Annotated in this window: 20 protein-coding genes and 1 pseudogene; 11 read left to right on the top strand and 10 right to left on the bottom strand. The window is 71.7% G+C overall.

Features of this window, described 5'->3' with window-relative positions; translation table 11 throughout:
- On the top strand, nt 1-810 hold the full coding sequence (locus JAN01S_RS00105; protein ID WP_068311789.1) for a DUF1206 domain-containing protein: 810 nt from the start codon (nt 1-3) through the stop codon (nt 808-810).
- A gap of 210 nt (nt 811-1,020) precedes the next feature.
- Complete coding sequence (locus tag JAN01S_RS00100; protein ID WP_068311786.1) at nt 1,021-2,661, top strand: ABC-F family ATP-binding cassette domain-containing protein; 1,641 nt, start codon at nt 1,021-1,023, stop codon at nt 2,659-2,661.
- Here JAN01S_RS00100 and JAN01S_RS00095 read toward each other — a convergent pair.
- Nucleotides 2,594-3,265: a phosphatase PAP2 family protein gene (locus JAN01S_RS00095; RefSeq protein ID WP_169797139.1), complete on the bottom strand. Its 672-nt coding sequence runs from the start codon at nt 3,263-3,265 to the stop codon at nt 2,594-2,596. The two genes, JAN01S_RS00100 and JAN01S_RS00095, sit on opposite strands and share 68 nt — an antisense overlap.
- Before the next feature lie 30 nt (nt 3,266-3,295).
- On the opposite strand from JAN01S_RS00095, the gene JAN01S_RS00090 reads away from it, so the two are divergent.
- From JAN01S_RS00090 to JAN01S_RS00065, 6 genes are all read left to right on the top strand, one after another.
- Entirely contained in the window at nt 3,296-4,105 is an 810-nt protein-coding gene (locus tag JAN01S_RS00090) for a TrmH family RNA methyltransferase (RefSeq protein WP_068311780.1), read from the top strand.
- Between the two features lie 58 nt (nt 4,106-4,163).
- Complete coding sequence (locus JAN01S_RS00085) at nt 4,164-4,805, top strand: VOC family protein (RefSeq protein ID WP_068311778.1); 642 nt, start codon at nt 4,164-4,166, stop codon at nt 4,803-4,805.
- A gap of 10 nt (nt 4,806-4,815) precedes the next feature.
- Complete coding sequence (locus JAN01S_RS00080; protein WP_084359875.1) at nt 4,816-6,120, top strand: sensor histidine kinase; 1,305 nt, start codon at nt 4,816-4,818, stop codon at nt 6,118-6,120.
- Nucleotides 6,117-6,785 (top strand): response regulator, encoded by a 669-nt coding sequence (locus JAN01S_RS00075; protein ID WP_068311774.1) that lies wholly within the window; start codon nt 6,117-6,119, stop codon nt 6,783-6,785. Before JAN01S_RS00080 ends, JAN01S_RS00075 begins: the two co-directional genes overlap by 4 nt.
- A gap of 231 nt (nt 6,786-7,016) precedes the next feature.
- Nucleotides 7,017-7,934 (top strand): ABC transporter ATP-binding protein, encoded by a 918-nt coding sequence (locus tag JAN01S_RS00070; protein WP_068311771.1) that lies wholly within the window; start codon nt 7,017-7,019, stop codon nt 7,932-7,934.
- Nucleotides 7,931-9,100, top strand: coding sequence for an ABC transporter permease (locus JAN01S_RS00065; protein ID WP_068311767.1), 1,170 nt, complete (start codon nt 7,931-7,933; stop codon nt 9,098-9,100). Before JAN01S_RS00070 ends, JAN01S_RS00065 begins: the two co-directional genes overlap by 4 nt.
- Before the next feature lie 148 nt (nt 9,101-9,248).
- On the opposite strand, the gene JAN01S_RS00060 is transcribed toward JAN01S_RS00065, so the two are convergent.
- The 7 genes from JAN01S_RS00060 to JAN01S_RS00030 all read right to left on the bottom strand — a co-directional run bounded on the left by JAN01S_RS00060 (nt 9,249) and on the right by JAN01S_RS00030 (nt 18,231).
- Nucleotides 9,249-11,450, bottom strand: a complete 2,202-nt coding sequence (locus JAN01S_RS00060) for a heavy metal translocating P-type ATPase (RefSeq protein WP_068311764.1) — start codon at nt 11,448-11,450, stop codon at nt 9,249-9,251.
- Between the two features lie 90 nt (nt 11,451-11,540).
- A complete protein-coding gene (locus JAN01S_RS00055; RefSeq protein ID WP_068311761.1) occupies nt 11,541-11,822 on the bottom strand; it encodes a metal-sensitive transcriptional regulator in 282 nt (93 codons plus the stop codon).
- 64 nt (nt 11,823-11,886) lie between these two features.
- A complete protein-coding gene (gene ilvA, locus JAN01S_RS00050) occupies nt 11,887-13,137 on the bottom strand; it encodes a threonine ammonia-lyase IlvA (RefSeq protein WP_068312130.1) in 1,251 nt (416 codons plus the stop codon).
- A 193-nt stretch (nt 13,138-13,330) separates the two neighbouring features.
- On the bottom strand, nt 13,331-13,705 hold the full coding sequence (locus tag JAN01S_RS00045; RefSeq protein WP_068311758.1) for a DUF779 domain-containing protein: 375 nt from the start codon (nt 13,703-13,705) through the stop codon (nt 13,331-13,333).
- 29 nt (nt 13,706-13,734) lie between these two features.
- Nucleotides 13,735-15,258, bottom strand: coding sequence for an acetaldehyde dehydrogenase ExaC (gene exaC, locus JAN01S_RS00040; protein ID WP_068311755.1), 1,524 nt, complete (start codon nt 15,256-15,258; stop codon nt 13,735-13,737).
- Nucleotides 15,259-15,352: 94 nt separating this feature from the next.
- Complete coding sequence (gene pgm, locus JAN01S_RS00035; RefSeq protein WP_068311752.1) at nt 15,353-17,005, bottom strand: phosphoglucomutase (alpha-D-glucose-1,6-bisphosphate-dependent); 1,653 nt, start codon at nt 17,003-17,005, stop codon at nt 15,353-15,355.
- 17 nt (nt 17,006-17,022) lie between these two features.
- Nucleotides 17,023-18,231, bottom strand: coding sequence for a sigma-54-dependent transcriptional regulator family protein (locus JAN01S_RS00030; protein WP_068311750.1), 1,209 nt, complete (start codon nt 18,229-18,231; stop codon nt 17,023-17,025).
- 58 nt (nt 18,232-18,289) lie between these two features.
- Here JAN01S_RS00030 and JAN01S_RS00025 point away from each other — a divergent pair, with 58 nt between their 5' ends.
- The gene (locus JAN01S_RS00025) at nt 18,290-18,826 is read left to right on the top strand and encodes a YbaK/EbsC family protein (RefSeq protein WP_068311746.1); all 537 of its coding nucleotides are present in this window, start codon (nt 18,290-18,292) and stop codon (nt 18,824-18,826) included.
- A 72-nt stretch (nt 18,827-18,898) separates the two neighbouring features.
- On the opposite strand, the gene JAN01S_RS00020 is transcribed toward JAN01S_RS00025, so the two are convergent.
- Both JAN01S_RS00020 and arsB read right to left on the bottom strand, forming a co-directional pair.
- Nucleotides 18,899-19,300 (bottom strand): arsenate reductase ArsC, encoded by a 402-nt coding sequence (locus JAN01S_RS00020; RefSeq protein ID WP_068311743.1) that lies wholly within the window; start codon nt 19,298-19,300, stop codon nt 18,899-18,901.
- Nucleotides 19,297-20,373 (bottom strand): ACR3 family arsenite efflux transporter, encoded by a 1,077-nt coding sequence (gene arsB / locus JAN01S_RS00015; RefSeq protein ID WP_068311740.1) that lies wholly within the window; start codon nt 20,371-20,373, stop codon nt 19,297-19,299. Before arsB ends, JAN01S_RS00020 begins: the two co-directional genes overlap by 4 nt.
- A 77-nt stretch (nt 20,374-20,450) precedes the next feature.
- Between arsB and JAN01S_RS00010 the strand changes: the two genes are divergently transcribed.
- Nucleotides 20,451-20,801, top strand: a complete 351-nt coding sequence (locus JAN01S_RS00010) for an ArsR/SmtB family transcription factor (RefSeq protein WP_068311738.1) — start codon at nt 20,451-20,453, stop codon at nt 20,799-20,801.
- 128 nt (nt 20,802-20,929) lie between these two features.
- A pseudogene (locus JAN01S_RS00005) lies at nt 20,930-21,299 on the top strand (transglutaminase-like domain-containing protein); the annotation flags it as partial.

Below are 21,299 nucleotides of genomic sequence, written 5' to 3'. Positions count from 1 at the left end.
GTGACCCGCACCCCTGACATCTCCGACGCCCGCGGTGCTGCTCGTCGCGTCGGTGACCACCCCGCCCTCGAGGCGCTCGCCCGCGTCGGTTTCGTCGTGTCGGGCATCCTGCACATCGTCATCGGCTGGACCGCCGGCCGCGTCGCGTGGGGCGGTGGCGGCGGGCAGGCGGACCAGGCCGGCGCGCTGGCCGCGCTCGCGAGCAACCCCGGCGGGGTCGTGCTCATGTGGGTCGTCGTCATCGGGCTGGTCGCGCTCGTCCTGTGGCAGCTGACCGTCGCGGTCGCGCCGTCCGCCGGCGACGGCCTGGCCGACCGAGGCAAGGCGGTGGCCAAGGCGGTCGTCTACGGCGCGCTCGCCTGGACGGCACTGCAGTTCGCGCTCGGCTCCGGGTCCTCGTCCTCGAGCGAGGAGTCCTCGCAGGACGTCACGGCGACCCTCATGCAGCAGCCCGCCGGCCGCTGGCTCGTCGGCGCGGTCGGTCTCGTCGTCATCGGGGTCGGTGCGTACCACATGTACAAGGGGCTGGCCCAGCGCTTCATGAAGGACCTCGAGGAGGACCCGGGCACCGTGGCGCGCACCCTCGGCATGGTCGGCTACCCGGCGAAGGGGGTCGTGCTCGCCCTCGTCGGGGCCTTCTTCGTCCTCGCCGCGGTGGAGCAGCAGTCGGAGGAGGCGACCGGTCTCGACGGCGCCCTGAAGTCCCTGCGCGACGAGCCCTTCGGCCCCTACCTCCTCACCGCCGTGGCAGTCGGTCTCGTCGCCTTCGGGCTGTACTGCTTCGCCCGCGCGCGCCACCAGCGGATCTGAGCGCCGCGGCGACAATCCGGTTGCCGGGGCGAAGGGGCACCCCTAGCCTTGTCGGGTCCGACCCGGTGGTGACAGCGCTGGGTCCCTCCTGACGAAGGTGACCTCCGCACGATGCGGCACGAGATCTCCCGCGACTGACGGCGCGACCGACCGCGGCCCACGCACCGCGTGTCACGTCGGCGCGCCCGCCCCGACGTCGAGAGATCTCCCATGTCATCACCTGCCCGGGCACACGATGCCCTCGTCACCCTCACCTCGCTGACCTTCGACTGGCCCGACGGCACCCGCGCGCTCGACGACGTCAGCGGCTCCTTCGGCCATGGCCGCACCGGTCTCGTCGGTCGCAACGGCTCCGGCAAGACGACGCTGCTGCGCCTGGTCACCGGTGAGCTCACCCCCACCTCCGGCAGCATCCACGTCTCCGGGACGGTCGCGACCCTGCCGCAGCAGCTGGGTCTCGACACCGACCGGACGGTCGCCGAGGCGCTCGGCATCGCGCCGGTCCTCGCGGCCATCCATGCGATCGAAGGGGGTTCCCTCGCCCAGGCGGACTTCGACACCGTCGAGGACCGCTGGGGCATCGAGGCGGAGGCGCTCGCCACCCTCGCGACCCTCGGTCTCGAGGCCGACGCCGACGCCGACCTGCTCGACCGTCCCCTCGGCACCCTGTCGGGGGGTGAGGTCGTCACGGTCGGACTCGCCGCGCTGCAGCTGCAGCGGGCCGATGTCGCGCTGCTCGACGAGCCGACCAACAACCTCGACCGCAGCGCGCGGGCCCGGCTCGTCGCGGCGATCGACGCGTGGCCGGCGCAGCGCTCGCTCGTCGTCATCAGCCACGACACCGAGCTGCTCGAGCACGTCGAGCGCATCGTCGAGGTGCACGGGCACGAGCTGCGCGGATTCGACGGGGCGTGGTCGGTGTACCGGGCCGCGATCGAGGCGGAGCAGCAGGCCGCCGCCGACGCCGTGCGGTCCGCCGAGCAGGACGTGCGTCGACAACGCCGCGACCGCATCGAGGCCGAGGTCAAGCTCGCCGGTCGCCGGCGCATCGCCGAGCGTGACTACGCCAACAAGCGCGCGCCGCGCATCGTCATGAAGACCTGGGGCATGCAGGCCGAGCAGGCCGCCGCCAAGCACCGCCACCTGCACGACGACCGGCTCGACCGGGCCACCGAGGCGCTGACCGACGCCGAGTCACGTGTGCGGGAGGACCGCTCGGTGCGCATCGAGCTGCCCGCCACGCGGGTGCCGGCGGGGCGGACCGTGCTGGAGCTCGCGGCGGGGGCAGACACATTCGTCGTGCGCGGGCCGGAACGCATCGCCCTCACCGGTGACAACGGCTCGGGCAAGACGACGCTGCTGCGCGAGGTGCTCGGCCTGCCGACGGCGGTGCCCCCGGTCGCCCGGCTCGTGCGGCGTATCGACGAGGTCGGCCACCTGCCGCAGCGGATCGAGCTCGATGGCGAGCTCACCGTGCTCGAGTCGGTGCGCGCCGCGGCACCGAGCGCCACCCCGCAGGAGGTGCGGGCGTCGCTGGCGCGATTCCTCTTCCGCGGGGCGCTGGCCGAGCGGGAGGTGGCCGGGCTGAGCGGTGGTGAGCGCTTCCGCGTCGCACTCGCACGGGTGCTGCTGGCCGACCCCGCACCGCAGCTCGTGGTGCTCGACGAGCCGACCAACAGCCTCGACGTCGACAGCGTCGACCAGCTCGTCGACGCGCTCACCGCCTACGAGGGAGCGCTGCTCGTCGTCAGCCACGACGAGGACTTCCTCGGGAGGATCGGCATCACGCGTCGGTGGCAGGTGGTGGACGCAGGTCTGGTCGAAGCACCCCCAGCCCCACCAGCGCCATGAGCGCCCCGAGGGCCAGGCCGGCGGTCACGTCGGTGACGTAGTGCACCCCGAGGACGATCCGGTCGGCCGCGGTGAGCAGCGCGCCCACGACGACGAGGGCCGTTGCACCCCAACGGATCCAGGCAGTGCGCACCAGCGCCAGGAGGGTGACGAGCAGGACCGAACCGAGCGCCGCGTTGTTGGCGTGACCACTGGGGAAGGACCAGCTGCCGTAGGCGACGACCGCCTCGTCGGGCCGGGCCCGTTGGACGACCTCCTTGCACAGGGCGCCCAGCGCCCAGCCGACGAGCCCGACCGCCGGCACGAGCAGCACCGACCGGTGGGCGCGCCCGCTCAGCAGCAGCCACAGGGCCAACGCGATGACGACCGGGTGGATGACCCACGGTCCGCTGAGCGCCGACCAGGTCCGGGCGACGTCGACGATCCACGGTGCGGCGGCGACGATCTCGCCGCCGGCGGCCAGGCCCCCTTCGTCCACCCGGGCCGCCCACGGGGCGGTGATCAGGACCCACCGGCCGAGGGCGGCGATCGCCAGCATGACGACGGTCATCGCGACCACCGCTGCGACACCGCGGAGCACGAGGGGGCGACTGTCTGCTGGCACGCACCGATTGTGCGGCATGCTGGACCCGCCATGTCCGATCTCGTCATCACCTCCCCGGCCAACCAGCGCCTCAAGGACCTCGTCACCCTGCGCCGCCGCCGCATCCGTGAGAGCACGGGGGCGACCCTCCTCGAGGGGCTCGAGGAGACCTCGCTCGCGCTCGACGCCGGCGTGCGGCCGTTCACCCTCTTCCACTGCCCCGAGTTGATGCTCGACCGGCAGGTCGGCGCCGCGCTCGTCGAGCGTGCCCGTGACGCCGGGGCCGAGATCGTCGAGCTGGGGCGCGCCGCCTTCGAAAAGGTCGCCTACCGCGAGGGGCCCGACGGCATCCTCGCCCGCGTCCCCGCGCCCGGGCTGGACCTGGCCGACGTCGACCTGCCCGACGGCGCGCTCGTCCTGCTGTGCGAGGGCGTCGAAAAGCCCGGCAACCTCGGCGCCATGCTCCGCACCGCCGACGCCGCCGGTGTCGCGCTCGTCATCGCCGCCGACCCGGTGACCGACTGGGGCAACCCCAATGTCATCCGCTCGAGCAAGGGGACGGTCTTTTCCGTCCCCGTGGCCGCGGCCGACAGCGACGACGTGTGGTCCTGGCTGGACGCGCGAGGGGTCGAGGTCGTCGCGACGACCCCCGACACCGACGTCGAGCACACCGACGCCGACCTCACCGGTGCGGTGGCGGTCGCGGTCGGCTCGGAGAAGTACGGCCTGACCGACGACGCCCTCGCCCGGGCGCACCACCGCGTGCGGATCCCCATGGTGGGCCGGGCCAATTCGCTCAACGTCGCCACGTCGGCGGCCATCGTCGTCTACGAGGCGGTCCGTCAGCGGCGCACCGGCTGAGTCCCCGACTTCGGGGGGCGATTACTGACCCGGGTGCGGCCTGTGTCACGATGCTGGCATGCGCGTCGACCACGTCTCCTATGCTGCAGACCAGTCCGGTGTCAAGGCCACGGCCCAGCGTCTGGGCGAGGCACTCGGCGTCACGCCCGTCGACGGGGGCATCCACCCGCGATTCGGCACGCGCAACATGATCCTGCCGCTCGCCCACGAGCGCTACGTCGAGGTCGTCGAGGTCCTCGACCACCCCAGCTCCGACAAGGCCCCCTTCGGTCAGGTCGTGCGCGCCCGCTCCGAGGCCGGAGGCGGCTGGATGGGCTGGGTCATCCGCGTCGACGCCGAGATCGAGGAGGTCGAGCAGCGCCTCGACCGCAAGGCCGTCGACGGCAACCGTCGCCTGGCCGACGGCCGGGAGTTCCTCTGGAAGCAGATCGGCATCAAGGGCACGCTCGCCGACCCGCAGCTGCCCTTCTTCGTCAAGTGGGGCGAGGGCTCGCCGCACCCCTCCGAGGAGGCGTCCACCGACGTGACGATCGCCTCGCTGATGATCGCCGGCGACCCCGGCCGCGTCACCGACTGGCTCGGCGGGCTGCCGCCGGAGGAGACCTCGTCGGTCATCGACTTCGAGTTCGTCGCCCCGCACGGCACGCCCGGCCTGATGTCGGTCACCTTCAACACCCCGGGTGGCCCGGTCACCCTCTGACCGGCTCCTCATGGCCTGGTCCGACGTCGGCGACTTCTTCGCCCTCGACGACGACTGGGAGCGTCCCGGCGACACGATCAGCCGCGGCGACGCGCTCTTCACGCTGACGGTCGTCGCGCTCTCGCTCTTCGTCCTCGAGCTCATGCGCGCCCTCGGCAGCCTCGTCGAGATCGACGTGCCCGTGTGGCAGCAGTGGCTCCTCACCGCGATCCCCGGGCTCTTCCTGCTGACCCGCAGGCGATTTCCCCTCATCACCGTCTGCGCTGCAAGCGTTGCCTACTGGGCGATCTCCACCTACGAGCCGCTCATGACGAGTCTGCTGTCGACGCAGGTCTCCTACTTCCTCGTCGTGCTCGGCGGCGTCAGCTGGGCCCGCAACCGTCGCACGATGGCGGGGGTCTACGGCGTCATCATCTTCGCGATGTTCCTCTGGCTCGTGTGGGGCGTCGCCGTGGGGCAGGCGACGAAGGACATGGTGCTCGCCGTCGACCCCGACGCGTGGATCCCGGCGACGATCGCCGCGCCGCTCATGCTGAGCGTCATCAACATCCTCTACTTCGGTGGCGCCGTCCTCGGTGGTCAGGTGGCGTGGCGCTCGGCGCGGCAGCGGTTCCGGCTGCAGGAGCAGACCGAGACGATCCGTGAGCAGGCCGGCCAGCTGCGCGAGGCGGCGGTCGTCGAGGAGCGGCTGCGCATCGCCCGCGAGCTGCACGACGTCGTCGCGCACCACGTCTCCGGCATCGGGGTGCAGGCGGCCGCGGCCCGGCGCGTCCTCGACAAGGACCCCGAGGCGGCGAAGGGGGCGCTCGCCCGGATCGAAGGGGGCAGCCGGGACGCCGTGACGCAGATGCGCGGGCTGCTCGGCACGCTGCGGATGGGGGAGGGGTCGACGAGCGAGGACTCCACTGCTCCCGAGCCGACCCTCGCGGACGTCGCCGACCTCGTCGCCGAGCGCGACGGCGCGGTGCTCGCCGTGACCCACGACGTCGTCGAGGACGCCCCCGGCGACCTCGACGCGGTGCCCGCGGCGGTCGGCCACTCGCTGTACCGCACCGCGCAGGAGGCCCTGACCAATGTCGTGCGGCACTCGACGGCGCAGCGTGCCCGGGTGACGGTGCGCGTCGGCGCGCGCCATGCCGAGGTCGAGGTGACCGACGACGGCCGCCCACGGCCGGGTACCTCGGGCACGGGCATGGGGCAGCTGGGCATCCGCGAGCGGGTCTCGTCGCACGGCGGTGCCGTGGAGATCGGCCCGCGCCCGCTTGCCGGCTACCGGGTGCGCGCACGCATCCCCCTGCAGGAGGAGACGAGATGAGCCAGGTGCTGCGGGTGCTGCTCGTCGACGACCAGCCGATCATCCGCTCCGGATTCGCCATGATGCTCTCCGTCGAGGAGGACATCGAGGTCGTGGGCGAGGCGGCCAACGGCCGCGAGGCCATCGACCTCGCCGAGCGGGAGCGACCCGACGTCATCGTCATGGACGTGCAGATGCCCCTCATGGACGGCATCGCCGCGACCCGCGAGATCGTCGCGCGCGACCTGGGGCGGGTCATCATCCTGACCACCTTCGACGCCGACAACTACCTCTTCGACGCGCTGCAGGCCGGGGCGAGCGGGTTCCTGCTGAAGAACGCGGAGGCCGACCAGCTCGTCGACGCGCTGCGGGCCGTCGGGCACGGGCACGCGCTGCTCGCGCCGGAGGTCACCCAGCGGGTCATCGCGCAGATGGCCTCGCCGGGGTCGGCCGCGGCCGGGGGCGAAGGGCGGCACGCGCCCCTGCTCGCCCAGCTCACCGAGCGCGAGCTCGACGTGCTGCGTCTCATGGGCGCGGGCCGGTCCAACACGGAGATCGCGGCCGACCTGGTCATCGGGGCGGCGACGGTCAAGACGCACGTGTCGAGCATCTTCGCCAAGCTGCAGGTGCGCGACCGGGTGGGCGCGGTGATCATCGCCCACGAGGCGGGCATCGCCGGGCGCTGACCCAGCCCACCCCGTTCGCCCGCAGTGCTCGACGGCACTGCAGGCTTTCGACATCAAGACTTTGCATTTCCCCGGGGAGATGCGCGCGTTTTCGCACATCCGCCCGGGGAGATGCGCGGCCACGAGCCGGGCGAAGGGGGAGGAGCGTCGCCTTCTCCGCCCGCAGGGGGAGGGGCAGGACCAGCCTCGGGGGTGATCCGCCGGGCCGGCTGCGTCCATAGCGTTGGGGTCATGGACAAGGCACCGCAGACGATCACCGTGGAGGGGCTGACGCGACGGTTCGGTGACTTCACCGCCGTCGACCACGTCGACTTCACGGTGCCGCAGGGGAAGATGACCGGATTCGTCGGGGGCAACGGGGCCGGCAAGACCACGACGATGCGCATGATCATGGGCGTCCTGTCGATCACCGAGGGCCGCGTGCTCTGGGGCGACCGCCCGATCACCGCCGCCGACCAGCGCTCGATCGGCTACATGCCCGAGGAGCGGGGTCTGTACCCCAAGCAAAAGATCGCCGACCAGCTGGTCTACCTCGGTCAGCTGCGCGGCATGTCCGCCAAGGGCGCCCGCGAGTCCGTCATGACGCTGCTCGAGCGGCTCGGCCTGGGCGAGCGGACCGGTGACACCGTCGAGCAGCTCTCCCTCGGCAACCAGCAGCGCGTGCAGATCGCCGCGGCGCTGATGATCGAGCCGGCCGCGCTCATCCTCGACGAGCCCTTCAGCGGGCTCGACCCCGAGGCCGTCGACTCGATGGCCGACCTACTGCGCGAGCACACCGCCCGCGGGGTGCCGGTCCTCTTCTCCAGCCACCAGCTCGACCTCGTCGACCGGCTGTGCGATCAGCTCGTCATCCTCGCCAAGGGCAGCGTGCGAGCCACCGGTACGCCGACCGAGCTGCGCGGCGGAGCGCCCCGACGGCACCGGCTCGTCGCGGCCCACGACGCCGGTTGGGTCCGTGACCTGCGCGGCGTCACCGCGATCGACGTCGACGGCCCGGTCGCCGTGCTCGACCTGGCGGCCCACTCCGAGACCGAGCGTCAGCAGCTGCTCGGCGAAGTCCTCGCCGAGGGCCTGCGCCGCGGGGGCGTCACCGAGCTGTCCCCGATCATCCCGCCCCTGTCCGAGGTCTACCGAGAGGTGACGGCATGAGCACCAACACCGCATGGACCCTCGTCGCCCAGCGAGAGCTGTCCGTCCGCCTGCGGGACAAGACCTTCATCGGGTCGACCCTGCTCTCGCTCGTCATCCTCATCGCCGTCTTCGGGTTCCAGGCGTGGCAGGCCAACAAGGCGGCCACCTACGACGTCGCCGTCACCAGCCAGTCGCAGCAGATGGGGCAAGCCGTTGCCGACGCCGCACCCGGCATCGACGACAAGGTGACCGTCGAGCTCCTCGACGTCGCCGACGAGCAGGCCGCCGAGGCCGCGGTCATGGACGAGTCGGCCGACGCGTGGCTGCACCAGACCGACGACGGGTGGCAGCTCGTCGGCAAGTCAGAGGTCAACTCGACGCTGCAGGACATCACCACCCAGACGGTGAGCAGCACGGTGTTGGCCGCCAACGCGGAGCGCGCCGGCACCGACGTCGCCACCCTGCAGCAGGGCACGGCCGTCACCACCGACATCCTCGACGGCGACGCCGAGCAGCAGGGCATCGCCCAGGCCGTCGGCTTCGGCATGGCGATCCTCTTCTACATGTCGGCCGCGATCTTCGGCATGTACCTCGCGATGAGCGTGACGGAGGAGAAGCAGTCCCGCATCGTCGAGATCATCGCGACGTCGATCCCCCTTCGGCACCTGCTCTTCGGCAAGCTCATCGCGGCCGTGGCGCTCGCGGTCGGCCAGCTGCTCCTCTACGCGGCGGTGGCGGTCGTCGGCGCGAGCTTCACCGACTGGGGTGACCTGCTGCCCGGCCTCACCGCGGGACTCGCGTGGTTCGTCGTGTTCTTCATCGCCGGCTTCACGATGATCGCCGCGATGTACGCGGTGTCCGGGGCGCTCGCGTCGCGGCAGGAGGACATCCAGTCGACGTCCTTCCCCGTGACGATGCTGCTCATGGTGATGTTCTTCGGCGCGATGTTCGCCAGCGGCACGATCGTCGACGTGCTCGCCTGGATCCCGCCGTTCTCCGCGATCCTGCAGCCGATGCGCCTGGTCTCCGGCGAGGCGCAGTGGTGGGAGGCGCTCATCAGCCTCGGCATCCTCGCCGTCGCGACCGTCGCGGTCATCCTCGTCGCCGAGCGGATCTACCGCCGCGCGCTGATGCAGACCGGCGGCAAGCTCAGCTACAAGGACGCGTGGAACGCCGAGCTCTGACGCTCGGCCTCAGATCCCGATCGGCCCGGGCACCCGCAGGGGGTGTGCCCGGGCCGATCGTCATGCTCCCCGTCGATCGAAATACAGGGCGCGCTTCCGGACACGCGCCCTGGATTTCACCGGCGATCCAGCCGAAGGGGGGAGCCCCTCAGTCGTCGATCGCCCGCCGCAGGCGAAGGGAGTTGAGCACGACGAGGATCGAGCTCAGGGCCATCGCGCCACCGGCGATCATCGGGTTGAGCAGGCCGGCCATCGCGAGCGGGATCGCGGCGATGTTGTAGCCGAAGGCCCAGCCGAGGTTTTGCTTGATGATCTGCAGGGTCTCGCGGGAGAGGGCCATCGCGCGCGGCACCGACTCGAGGTCGGCGTGCACGAGGACGATGTCGGCCGACTCCATCGCGACGTCGGTGCCGGTGCCCATGGCCATGCCCAGGTCGGCCCGCACGATCGCGGCCGCGTCGTTGACGCCGTCACCGACCATGGCGACGACCCGGCCCTCGTCCTGCAGGCGCGCGATGACGTCGTGCTTGTCCTGTGGGCGGACGTCGGCGATGACGTGCTCGGGGTCGATGCCCACCTGCCCGGCGATCGTCGTCGCGTTGTGCTCGTTGTCGCCGCTGAGCAGCCACACCTGCAGACCCTCGGCGCGCAGCGCCCGGATCGCATCACCGGAGGTCTCGCGCACCTCGTCGGCGACGGTCAGCGCGCCGCGCGCGACGCCGTCCCAGCCGACGAAGACCGTCGTGCCGGCGCGCTCGAGTGTCGCCAGCTCGGCCGGCACCTCGTCGAAGAGGTCGGCTCGCCCGACCGTGACCCGCGTGTCCTTGATGGTCGCGACCGCTCCGGCGCCCGGGAGGGCCTCGAAGTCGCGGATCGCCGGGACCTTGATCCCCTTGTCCTGCGCGCGGCGCACGATGGCGCGCGCGATCGGGTGCTCGCTGCCCGACTCGACGGCCGCCGCAGCGGTGAGCACGGCCGCCGGGTGGAGACCGGGCGAGGCCGCGAGGTCGGTGACCTGGGCGACGCCGGTGGTGATGGTGCCGGTCTTGTCGAGGACGAGGGTGTCGACGCGACGGGTGTCCTCGAGGACCTGCGGCCCCTTGATGAGCACGCCGCGCTGGGCGCCGCGGCTGGTGCCGACGAGCAGCGCCATCGGCGTGGCCAAGCCGAGCGCGCACGGGCAGGCGATGATGAGGACGGTCACAGCGACGCCGATCGCGGTCGTGGCCGACCCGGAGCCGATCCACCAGCCGACGAAGGTCAGCAGCGCCAGCCCGAGCACGACGGGCACGAAGACCGCGGAGACCCGGTCGGCGAGCCGCTGCACGTCGGCCTTGCCCGTCTGGGCCTGCTCGACGAGGCGCACGATCTGGGAGTAGGTGGTGTCGGCGCCGATGGCGGTCGCCTCGACGATGAGCCGCCCGGAGGTGTTGACCGTGCCGGCGTCGACGTGGTCGCCGGTGCGCACGTCGACGGGCACGGACTCGCCGGTGACGAGCGAGGTGTCGATCGAGCTGGTCCCGTCGACGATGACGCCGTCGGTCGCGACCTTTTCGCCCGGGCGGACGATGAAGTGGTCACCGACCTGCAGCTCGTCGAGGGGCAGGACGACCTCGGTCGTCGCGCGGGTGCGGGCGTCGATGCGCTGGACGGCCACTCCCTTCGACCCCAGGTCCATGAGCTCGGTGAGCGCGGAACGCCCCTCGTCCTTGCTGCGGGCCTCCAGCCAGCGCCCGAGGAGGAGGAAGGCGGTGATGACCGCCGCGGTCTCGAAGTAGTAGTGCCCCTCGGTGCCCGCCCCGGTGAAGAGGGTGACGGTCGACCACAGGTAGGCGGCGCTCACGCCGAGGCTGACGAGCGTGTCCATCGTCGAGGCCAGGTGGCGCGCGTTGATCGCGGCGGCGCGGTGGAAGGGCCAGGCAGCCCACAGCACGACCGGCGTCGTGAGCAGCCACTCCAGCCACGGCCCCGCGGCGAAGTCCCACGGGCCCATCGCGATGACGACCACGACGAGCGCGAGGGCGCCGGCGACGATCGCCCGTCGCTGCAGGTCGGCGCGCGCGATCGGGGTGTGGCTCGGGGGAGCGAGGCGTGCCTCGGGCTCGATGACGGTCGCGCCGTACCCGGCGGACTCGACCGCGGAGATCAGGTCGTCGACGGCGACCGAGTCGGGGTGGCGGACCGTCGCCTTTTCCGTCGCGAGGTTGACGCTCGCCTCGACCCCGTCGATCTTGCCGAGCTTGCGCTCGATGCGTGCGCTGCAGGAGGCGCACGTCATGCCGGTGATCGCGAGGTCGACGCTGCGCGCGTCCGCCTCGGTCTCGGGTCGGGGGTCGGTCGTGGTGCTCATGGGTGCATCATCTCGCTCGGTCTGCGGGGCCTCGGGGAGGCGAAGGGGGCGCGTCGCCCCCTTCGCGTGTGGTCGCGGTGGGGCGTGGCGTCAGGACCGCACGAGCCGCGCGATCGCGGCGCTGGCCTCCTGGACCTTGGCCGCGGCTGCCTCGTCAGACTCGCGTGCGGCGTCGACGACGCAGTGCCCGACGTGGTCCTCGAGCAGGCCCAGGCTCACGGCCTGCAGCGCCTTGGTCGCCGCGGAGACCTGGGTGAGGATGTCGATGCAGTAGGTGTCCTCCTCGACCATGCGCGAGATGCCACGGATCTGGCCCTCGACGCGTCGCAGTCGCTTGAGGTAGTCGTCCTTGCTGCCGCTGTAGCCGGCCATGGGTCCTCCTGGTGGGGTGTCGACTCGGTCAACAGCATACCCCCAGAGGGTATTCCAGCGCGGGTCAGCCGATGATGCGGAAGAGCGGGCTGTCCGCCGGGATCCGCTCGATGCCGAGCGGCGAGGTGTCCATCCGCGCGAGCAGCGGCAGCAGGTCCTGCGGGTCGCCGAGCTCGAGGCCGACGATCGCGGTGCCCGTGTCGCGGTTGTTGCGCTTGATGTACTCGAAGAAGGTGATGTCGTCGTCCGGCCCGAGGACTTCGTCGAGGAAGCGCCGCAGCGCCCCGGGCTCCTGCGGGAAGTCGACGAGGAAGTAGTGCTTGCGGCCCTCGTGGATGAGCGCCCGCTCGACGATCTCGGCGTAGCGGGAGACGTCGTTGTTGCCGCCCGAGACGACGGCGACGACGGTCGACCCGGGCGTGATGTCGAGGTCGGCGAGGACCGTGGTCGCCATGGCGCCCGCGGGCTCGGCGATGATCCCGTCGGTCTGGTACATCGCGAGCATCTCGACGCAGATGGCGCCCTCGGCGACCGACGTCAGCTCGGTGCCGGTGGCGGCGACGGCCGCGTGGGTCAGGTCACCGGCGCGGCGCACTGCGGCCCCGTCGACGAAGGGGGAGACCGTCTCGAGGTCGACCGGGGCCCCGGCGGCCAGGGCGGCGGCCATCGAGGCGGCGTCCTCGGGCTCGACCCCGACGAGCCGGGTGCTCGAGGAGTGGGCCGCCATCCACGTCGCCATCCCGCCGAGCAGCCCGCCCCCGCCGACGGGCACGGTGACGAGGTCGGGGGTGCGGCCGAGCTGGCGGGCGATCTCGACGGCGACCGTGCCCTGACCGGCCATGGTGTCGAGGGCGTCGAAGGCCGGCACGACGACAGCACCGGACTCCGCAGCGTCTGCTGCGGCTGCGCGCGCTGCGTCGTCGTAGACCTCACCGGTGACGATGACGTCGACCATGTCGCCGCCGAGGGCTGCGACGCGGTCGCGCTTCTGCCGAGGAGTGTTGCGTGGCAGGTAGATCCGGGCCTTGACGCCGAGGCGCTGGCCGGCGAAGGCGACCCCCTGGGCGTGGTTGCCCGCGGAGGCGGCGACGACTCCCTTCGCGCGCTGCTTGTCGCTGAGGTGGGCGATGAGGGTGAAGGCGCCTCGCAACTTGTAGGACCGCACCGGCTGCAGGTCCTCGCGCTTGAGCCAGACGTCGGCGCCGGTCGCGGCCGACAGGCGCTCGCTGCGGTGCAGCGGGGTCGGCGGCAGGACATCGGCGAGCAGGGCTGCCGCCTCGTCGACGGCGGCTGCGGTGAGGAGCGGGGCGGTCACCTGCCCACCGTAGTCGCGCCCGGTCGCCCCGGCCCGACCCGTCTCACCCGCCCCGTCCACACCGGTGGTCGAGGTGTGAGGAGCTCTGCGACGAGCCTCGAAACCTAGTGCGCGGTCTCGAGGGCCTCGCTGGCGCTCGGCCACCTCGACCCACGGTGGCTGAGGTGCGAGCGCCAGCGAGCCGCGAAGCCCGCTACAGCAGGTCGAACTCCCGCAGCTCATCCTCTGTCATCAGGCGCGAGCGGATGAGGAAGCGCACGCCCTCGGGCGCCTCGACCGAGAAGCCCGAGCCGCGGCCGGGGACGACGTCGACCGTGAGGTGGGTGTGCTTCCAGTACTCGTACTGCGACACGCTCATCCAGAACTCGATGGGGGTGAAGCCCTCACCGGTGAGCGTGCCGAGGTTGATGTCGGCCTCGCTGGTGATGAAGTCCCCCGCCGGGTAGCACATCGGCGCCGAGCCGTCGCAACAACCGCCGCTCTGGTGGAACATCAGCGGGCCGTGGCGCTGCTCGAGCTTCGCGAGCAGTGCTGCTGCCTCGTCGGTGAGGTCGACGCGTGCACCCATGGCGGGGGACTCCCTTCGGTCCGGCTCGATCAGAAGAAGCCGAGCTTGTTCTGGTCGTAGCTGACGAGCAGGTTCTTCGTCTGCTGGTAGTGCTCGAGCATCATCTTGTGGTTCTCGCGACCGATGCCGGACTGCTTGTAGCCGCCGAAGGCGGCGTGGGCCGGGTACTGGTGGTAGCAGTTGGTCCACACGCGACCGGCCTGGATCCCGCGACCCATGTTGAAGGTGGTGTGGGCGCTGCGCGACCAGACGCCGGCGCCGAGGCCGTAGAGGGTGTCGTTCGCGATGTGCAGTGCCTCGTCCTCGTCGGCGAAGGAGGTCAGCGAGACGACCGGTCCGAAGATCTCCTCCTGGAAGATCCGCATCGAGTTCTTGCCCTCGAAGACCGTCGGCGCGATGTAGTAGCCGCCGGACAGGTCGCCGCCGAGGTCGACCGACTCGCCACCGGTGAGCACCTTGGCGCCCTCCTCGCGGCCGATCGCCAGGTAGCTCTTGATCTTCTCGAACTGGTCGTTGCTCGCCTGGGCGCCCATCGTCGTCTCGGTGTCGAGCGGGTTGCCCTGCGTGATCGCCTCGACGCGCTTGACGGCGTCGCCGACGAACTGCTCGTACATGCCCTGCTGCACGAGCGCGCGGGAGGGGCAGGTGCAGATCTCGCCCTGGTTGAGGGCGAACATCGTGAAGCCCTCGAGTGCCTTGTCGTAGAAGGCGTCCTGCTCGGCCGCGACGTCGTCGAAGAAGACGTTGGGCGACTTGCCGCCGAGCTCGAGGGTGACGGGGATGATGTTCTGGCTGGCGTACTGCATGATCAGCCGGCCGGTGGTCGTCTCGCCGGTGAAGGCGATCTTGGCGATGCGGGGACTGGACGCGAGCGGCTTGCCGGCCTCGACGCCGAAGCCGTTGACGACGTTGAGCACGCCCGGGGGCAGCAGGTCGGCGATGAGCTCGACGACCTTGAGGATCGACCACGGGGTCTGCTCGGCCGGCTTGAGGACGATGCAGTTGCCGGCGGCCAGCGCCGGGGCAATCTTCCACACGCCCATGAGGATCGGGAAGTTCCACGGGATGATCTGGCCGACGACGCCGAGCGGCTCGTGAAAGTGGTAGGCCATCGTGTTGTGGTCGATCTCCGAGATGCTGCCTTCCTGGGCACGGATCGCGCCGGCGAAGTAGCGGAAGTGGTCGACCGCGAGCGGGATGTCGGCGGCGAGTGTCTCGCGCACGGCCTTGCCGTTGTCCCAGGTCTCGATGACCGCGATGTCCTCGAGGTTGGCCTCGATGGTGTCGGCGATCTTGAGCAGGATGTTGGAGCGGTCGGTGGTCGACGTGCGGCCCCACGCGTCCTTGGCGGCGTGCGCGGCGTCCAGCGCCTTGTCGATGTCCTCGGCGGTGCTACGGGCGACCCGGGTGAAGACCTGACCGATCACCGGGGTGATGTTGTCGAAGTACTCGCCGTTCACCGGGGCGACCCACTCGCCACCGATGAAGTTGTCGTACTGCTCCTTGACCTCGATGGTCGAGTCCGAGCTGCCGGGCGGGCTGTAGACGGCCATGTCTGCCTCCTGGGGTCAATCGACGACGCACCGTTGCGAAGTCGTCCTGGGCCGACCGTAGGACGAGGAAGGTTGGCCAAAGGTTGGTCGGTCGTCAGCCGCCCAGTGCCGCGTCCACGATGGCCTTGGCGTCCGCCTGCACCTGCGCCAGGTGCTCGGGCCCGCGGAAGGACTCGGCGTAGATCTTGTAGACGTCCTCGGTGCCCGACGGGCGGGCGGCGCACCACGCCGACTCGGTGGTGACCTTGAGCCCACCGATGGCCGCGCCGTTGCCGGGGGCCTCGGTGACCTTGGCCGTGATCGCCTCTCCTGCAAGGGAGTCCGCGGAGACAGCGGCCGGGGTGAGGGCCTTGAGTGCAGCCTTCTGCTCACGGGTCGCGGGCGCGTCGACGCGGGCGTAGGCGGGCTCGCCGTGCCGCGCGACGAGGTCGGCGTAGTGCTCGCTGGGAGAGCGACCGGTGGTCGCGAGGATCTCGGAGGCGAGCAGCGCGAGGATGATGCCGTCCTTGTCAGTGGTCCACACCGACCCGTCGTGGCGGAGGAAGGAGGCGCCGGCCGACTCCTCGCCGCCGAAGCCGACCGAGCCGTCGAGCAGGCCGGGGACGAACCACTTGAAGCCGACCGGCACCTCCCACAGGTCCATGCCGAGGTCGGCCGCGACGCGGTCGATCATGGAGCTCGACACGAGCGTCTTGCCGATGCGCCGGCTCGACCATCCCGGACGCGCGCCGCCGTGCAGGTACTGGATCGCGACGGCGAGGTAGTGGTTGGGGTTCATCAGCCCCGCGTCGGGCGTGACGATGCCGTGCCGGTCGGAGTCTGCGTCGTTGCCGGTCGCGATGTCGTACCGATCGCGTTGTGCGACAAGGCTCGCCATCGCGGACGGCGAACTGCAGTCCATCCGGATCCTGCCGTCCTTGTCGAGGGTCATGAAGCGCCACGTCGGGTCGACGAGCGGATTGACCACGGTGAGGTCGAGGCCGTGCCGCTCGCCGATCTTGCCCCAGTAGTGCACGGCCGCGCCGCCCATCGGGTCGGCACCGATCCGCACGCCGGCGTCTCGGATCCGTTGCAGGTCGACCACATCGGGCAGGTCGGTGACGTAGGCGTCGAGGTAGTCGTGGTCGGTCGCGATGGCCCGCGCCCGGGCGAAGGGAGTCCGCCGCACCTGCCGCAGCCCATCGCGCAGGTGTGCATTGGCCGCGTCCGCGATGGCGCTCGTGACGTCGGTGTCGGCGGGGCCGCCGTGGGGCGGGTTGTACTTGAAGCCGCCGTCGCTCGGGGGGTTGTGTGACGGGGTGACGACGATGCCGTCGGCGAGGCCACCCCCCTTCGCCGTGAGGTCCTTGCCCCGGTTGGCCGTGAGGATCGCGTGCGAGATCGCGGGGGTCGGGGTGTAGCCGTCGCGGGAGTCGACGAGGACGGTGACGCCGCCGGCGACGAGGACCTCGAGGGCGGTGGTCCACGCCGGCTCGGAGAGGGCGTGGGTGTCGCGGCCGAGGAAGAGCGGGCCGTCGATGCCGGCCGCGCGGCGGTGGTCGACGATCGCCTGGGTCGTCGCGAGGATGTGCGCCTCGTTGAAGGACCCGGTGAGCGAGGAGCCCCGGTGCCCGCTCGTGCCGAAGGCGACCTGCTGGTCGACGTCGTCGGGGTCGGGCTGGACCGCGTAGTAGGCGGTGACGACGTGGCTGACGTCGATGAGGTCCTCGGGCAGTGCGGGCTGGCCCGCTCGGTCGGCTGCGCTCATGGCCCGACGCTACCGCTCTACCGCAGCACCGCCGCCAGCCGCGCGGTGAGCGGTGCCCGGGCCGGGTGGCGCCCATCGCCCAGCTCGTCGAGCGCCCGCTGCAGCACCTCGGTGTCGGCGACGACCTCGCTGTAGGCGAGGACCGCCGAGGGGTCGGGGTCGGTGAGCAGGCACTCGCGGACGGCGACAGCGAGGTAGTCGGCCGTCTCGGTGAGCAGCGGCGAGCTGGTCCCGGGGACGAGGTCGCCGCCGTAGGCGTCGACGGCGGCCCGGGCGTCGCCGCGCCGCACGGCGGCCCGGACGGCGTCGACATCGCTCGTCACCGGCAGGTCGAGTCGGTAGGGGCGCGATGCGAGCCGGCCGCCGAGGGCCGAGCGCAGGTGGCTGACCTCCGACTTCAGGGTGCTCGTCGAGACCCGCTCGTCGCCGTAGAGGTGGGCGTGCAGCTCGCCGAGCGAGAGCCCGTCGGGGTGCAGCGCGAGGATCGCGAGGATCTCGACCTGGCGTCGGGTGAGGAGCAGCCGTGACCCGTCGAGGTGGACCTCGCTCGCGCCGAGCAGCCGTAGGTGCAGCCCCTGGTGCGCTGGCACGGTCAGCGTCGAGGCGATCGACGAGGCGGGGATCGCCGTCTCGAGGAGACGCGCCAGCGCCTGGGCGGTGGCGGCGCCGATGGGGTGGCTGCGGTCCCACGTCGTCGACAGGTCGAGCACCCCGAGCTGGGCACCGGTCACCGGGTCGTGGACGGGCGCGGCCCAGCAGACCCAGTTGTGGATGATCGGGGCGTAGTGCTCGGCGGCGAAGACGGTTGAGACGGAGTCCGTGCGCAGCGCGAGGTTGAGCGCATTGGTCCCGACGCTGCCCTCGTCCCACCGGCCGCCGGCGACGAAGTTGACCTGCTCGGCAGCGCTGCGCATGACCCGCCCGCCATAGGTCCACAGGATCCGTGTCTGGGGGTCGGTGACAGCGACGACGAGGTCTCCGTCCTCAGCAGCGGAGCGCAGCGCGCCCTCGAGCCGAGCGACCGCGGCCGACAGCGGTGACTCCGCGAAGAGGCTGGCGGTCTCCCCTTCGTCCGCCAGCGGAGCGGCCTCGACGGTCGCGGGCAGGTGCTCCGCGGATCGGCGCCACGACGAGAGGATCTCGGGGCGCACCTGCTCGGGCGCGCTGCCCTCGCGCCAGTGCTCCCAGGCGCGCTCCAGCGTGCGCCGCCGACCCGACTCCACCATCGGCCACCTCCTCGTGGTCCCCGGTCAGGGTAGGCCGGGCGGGGCCTAGAGTCGAGGGATGAGCACCGCAGCCGGCACCCTGACCTGGACTCCGGCGGCCGAGCGCACGGATCTGCTCGCCGCGCCCGTCGCCGCCGCGATCGCGGCGGTCCCCTCGGCCCGCGTGGCCGAGATCGACCCCGAGCTGGCGGACACCGCCGCCTTCTGCGAGGCCTACGCGTCGCCGCCGCAGTCGTCCGCCAACTGCGTCGTCGTCGCGGGCCGAAGAGGAGGGGAGACGCGGCACGCCGCCGTCCTCGTCCTCGCGACGGACCGGGCGGACATCAACGGCGTCGTGCGCCGGCACGTCGACGCACGCAATATCTCCTTCGCCCCGATGGACGAGGCCGTCGAGGTCACCGGCATGGAGTACGGCGGCATCACCCCCGTCGGGCTGCCGGAGGGGTGGCCGGTGCTCGTCGACGAGGCGGTCGTTGCCGCCGGCGAGGTCGTCGTCGGCTCGGGCGTGCGCGGCTCCAAGCTGCTCGTCGACGCGGCCGAGCTCGCGGCGCTGCCGACCGCGGAGGTCCTCGCCCTGGCGCAGCCGACCGGCTGAGGTCCGCGACCCACCGTTGGTCGAGGTGCGAGGCCGTCCACGGCCGAGCCTCGAGACCCGGTCAGTGACCCGTCACACGTCCACCCCGAGCGAGGCGAGCAGCTCCCGCACCCGCCCCTTGATCTCGTCGCGGATCGGCCGCACGGCCTCGACGCCCTGGCCGGCGGGGTCGTCGAGCTGCCAGTCCTCGTAGCGCTTGCCGGGGAAGATCGGGCAGGCATCCCCGCAGCCCATGGTGATGACGACGTCGCTGGCCTGCACCGCGTCGGTGGTCAGGACCTTGGGCCGCTCGGCGGACAGGTCGATGCCCTCTTCGAGCATCGCCGCGTGGACGGCCGGGTTGATCGAGTCGGCGGGCGCGGAGCCGGCGGAGCGCACCTCGACGGCGCCGCCGGACAGCACGCGGGTCCAGGCCGCGGCCATCTGCGAGCGGCCGGCGTTGTGCACGCAGACGTAGAGCACGGACGGGGTCATCGGACCTCCTGCAGGTCGGGCGAAGGGGAGGTAAAGCGCGTGCGGAGGGCGAGGCTGACGTAGACCAGGCCGACGAGGACGGGGACCTCGATGAGCGGACCGACGACGCCGGCGAGGGCCTGGCCGCTCGTCGCGCCGAAGGTGGCGATGGCCACGGCGATCGCCAGCTCGAAGTTGTTGCCCGCGGCGGTGAAGGCGAGGGTCGTCGTGCGCTCGTAGGACATGTCGAGGAGGCGGCCGGTGAGGTATCCGATGCCCCACATCACGGCGAAGTAGGCGAGGAGCGGCAGGGCGATGCGGGCGACGTCGCCGGGTCGGGAGGTGATGGCCTCGCCCTGGAGTGCGAAGAGGATGACGATCGTGAAGAGCAGGCCGTAGAGGGCCCACGGGCCGATCCTCGGCAGGAAGTTGCCCTCGTAGCGCTCGCGGCCCAGCCGGCGCTCGCCGAACCGACGGGTGAGGTACCCGGCGATCAGCGGGATGCCGAGGAAGATCAGGACCGACTTCGCGATCTGCCATGCCGAGACGTCGAGGGCGGTCTGCTGGAGGCCCAGCCATCCGGGCAGCACCGACAGGTAGAACCAGCCGAGCCCGGCGAAGGCGATGACCTGGAAGACGCTGTTGATCGCGACGAGCACGGCGGCGGCGTCGCGGTCGCCGCAGGCCAGGTCGTTCCAGATGATGACCATGGCGATGCAGCGGGCGAGGCCGACGATGATCAGGCCGGTGCGGTACTCGGGCAGGTCGGGCAGCAGCAGCCACGCGAGGGCGAACATCAGGGCGGGCCCGACGAGCCAGTTGAGCACGAGGGAGGAGCCGAGCAGCCGCCGGTCGCCCGTCACCGTGTCGAGCCGGTCGTAGCGCACCTTGGCCAGGACCGGGTACATCATCACGAGCAGCCCGATGGCGATCGGCAGCGAGATGCCGTCGATCTCGACCGTGCTCAGCGCCTCGCCGAGGCCGGGGACGAGGCGGCCGAGGAGCAGGCCGGCGGCCATGGCCAGGCCGATCCACAGGGGCAGCCAGCGGTCGAGCGCGGACAGGCGCGAAGGGGGTGTGGCGGGGGAGGTCATCGGCTCTCGTGCTTCGACAGGGGTCCAATCAGCGAGTTCAGCGTGACGCCTGGTTTGATGCATGTCAAGATGGCGGCATGAGCCCGCGCGAGCCCACCCCCCTCGAGCCGATCGTCAGCTGTGGTGGCCTCACCAAGTCACCGATGAGTGCGGACGAGGCGGCGCGGTTGGCTCCGGTCTTCAAGGCGCTCGGCGACCCGGCGCGGCTGCGCATGGCGAGCCTCATCGCCGCCCAGCCCGAGGTCTGCGTCTGCGACATCTCGCCGGCTTTCGACCTGTCGCTCGGCACGATCTCGCACCACCTCAAGCAGCTGCGCGAGGCCGGACTGGTCAGCAGCGAGCGGCGCGGCACCTATGTCTGGTACCGGATCAACCCCGAGGCCCTCGGCGCCCTCTCGGCCCTCCTGGCCGTCCCCACCCCCGCCTGACCTCGCGCCGCCCCCACCCGCGCATTTCCCCGGGCGGATGCGCGCCCACTCGCGCATTTCCCCGGGGAAATGCGCGCGAGGCCGCCATCGTTTTGACGCGGTCGCACCCGGCGCGGTCCCATGGACCCATGACCGACCTCGCGATCGTCGACGCCGCGCCCACCCCCCTTCGGGCGCGGGTAGGCACCAAGTTTGCCTATGGGACGAATGGGGTCCGTGAGGCGCTGCTGTCCTTTGCCGTGTCCAACGCGCACGACATCCTCGAGGAGGAGATCCTCATCCACGCGGCCGGCCGCCAGGTCGAGGCCCGTGAGCTCGCCGGCAACCACGGCACCCGCCTGCACGTCGTCGAGGACGTCGGCAGCGGCTGGCTCGAGGTGACCTACTCGGCGCTCGTCGACATCACCCGGCCGACGGGCGACCAGGTGGGCAAGGAGATCGACTTCGACCGGTGGGTCTTCACCCGGCCGAGCCGGTACGCGGAGTCGGACCGGCTGG

It is taken from the genome of Janibacter anophelis NBRC 107843, from assembly GCF_001570945.1.
Lineage (GTDB): Bacteria > Actinomycetota > Actinomycetes > Actinomycetales > Dermatophilaceae > Janibacter > Janibacter anophelis.
This window is presented reverse-complemented; position numbering and strand designations above follow the sequence as displayed.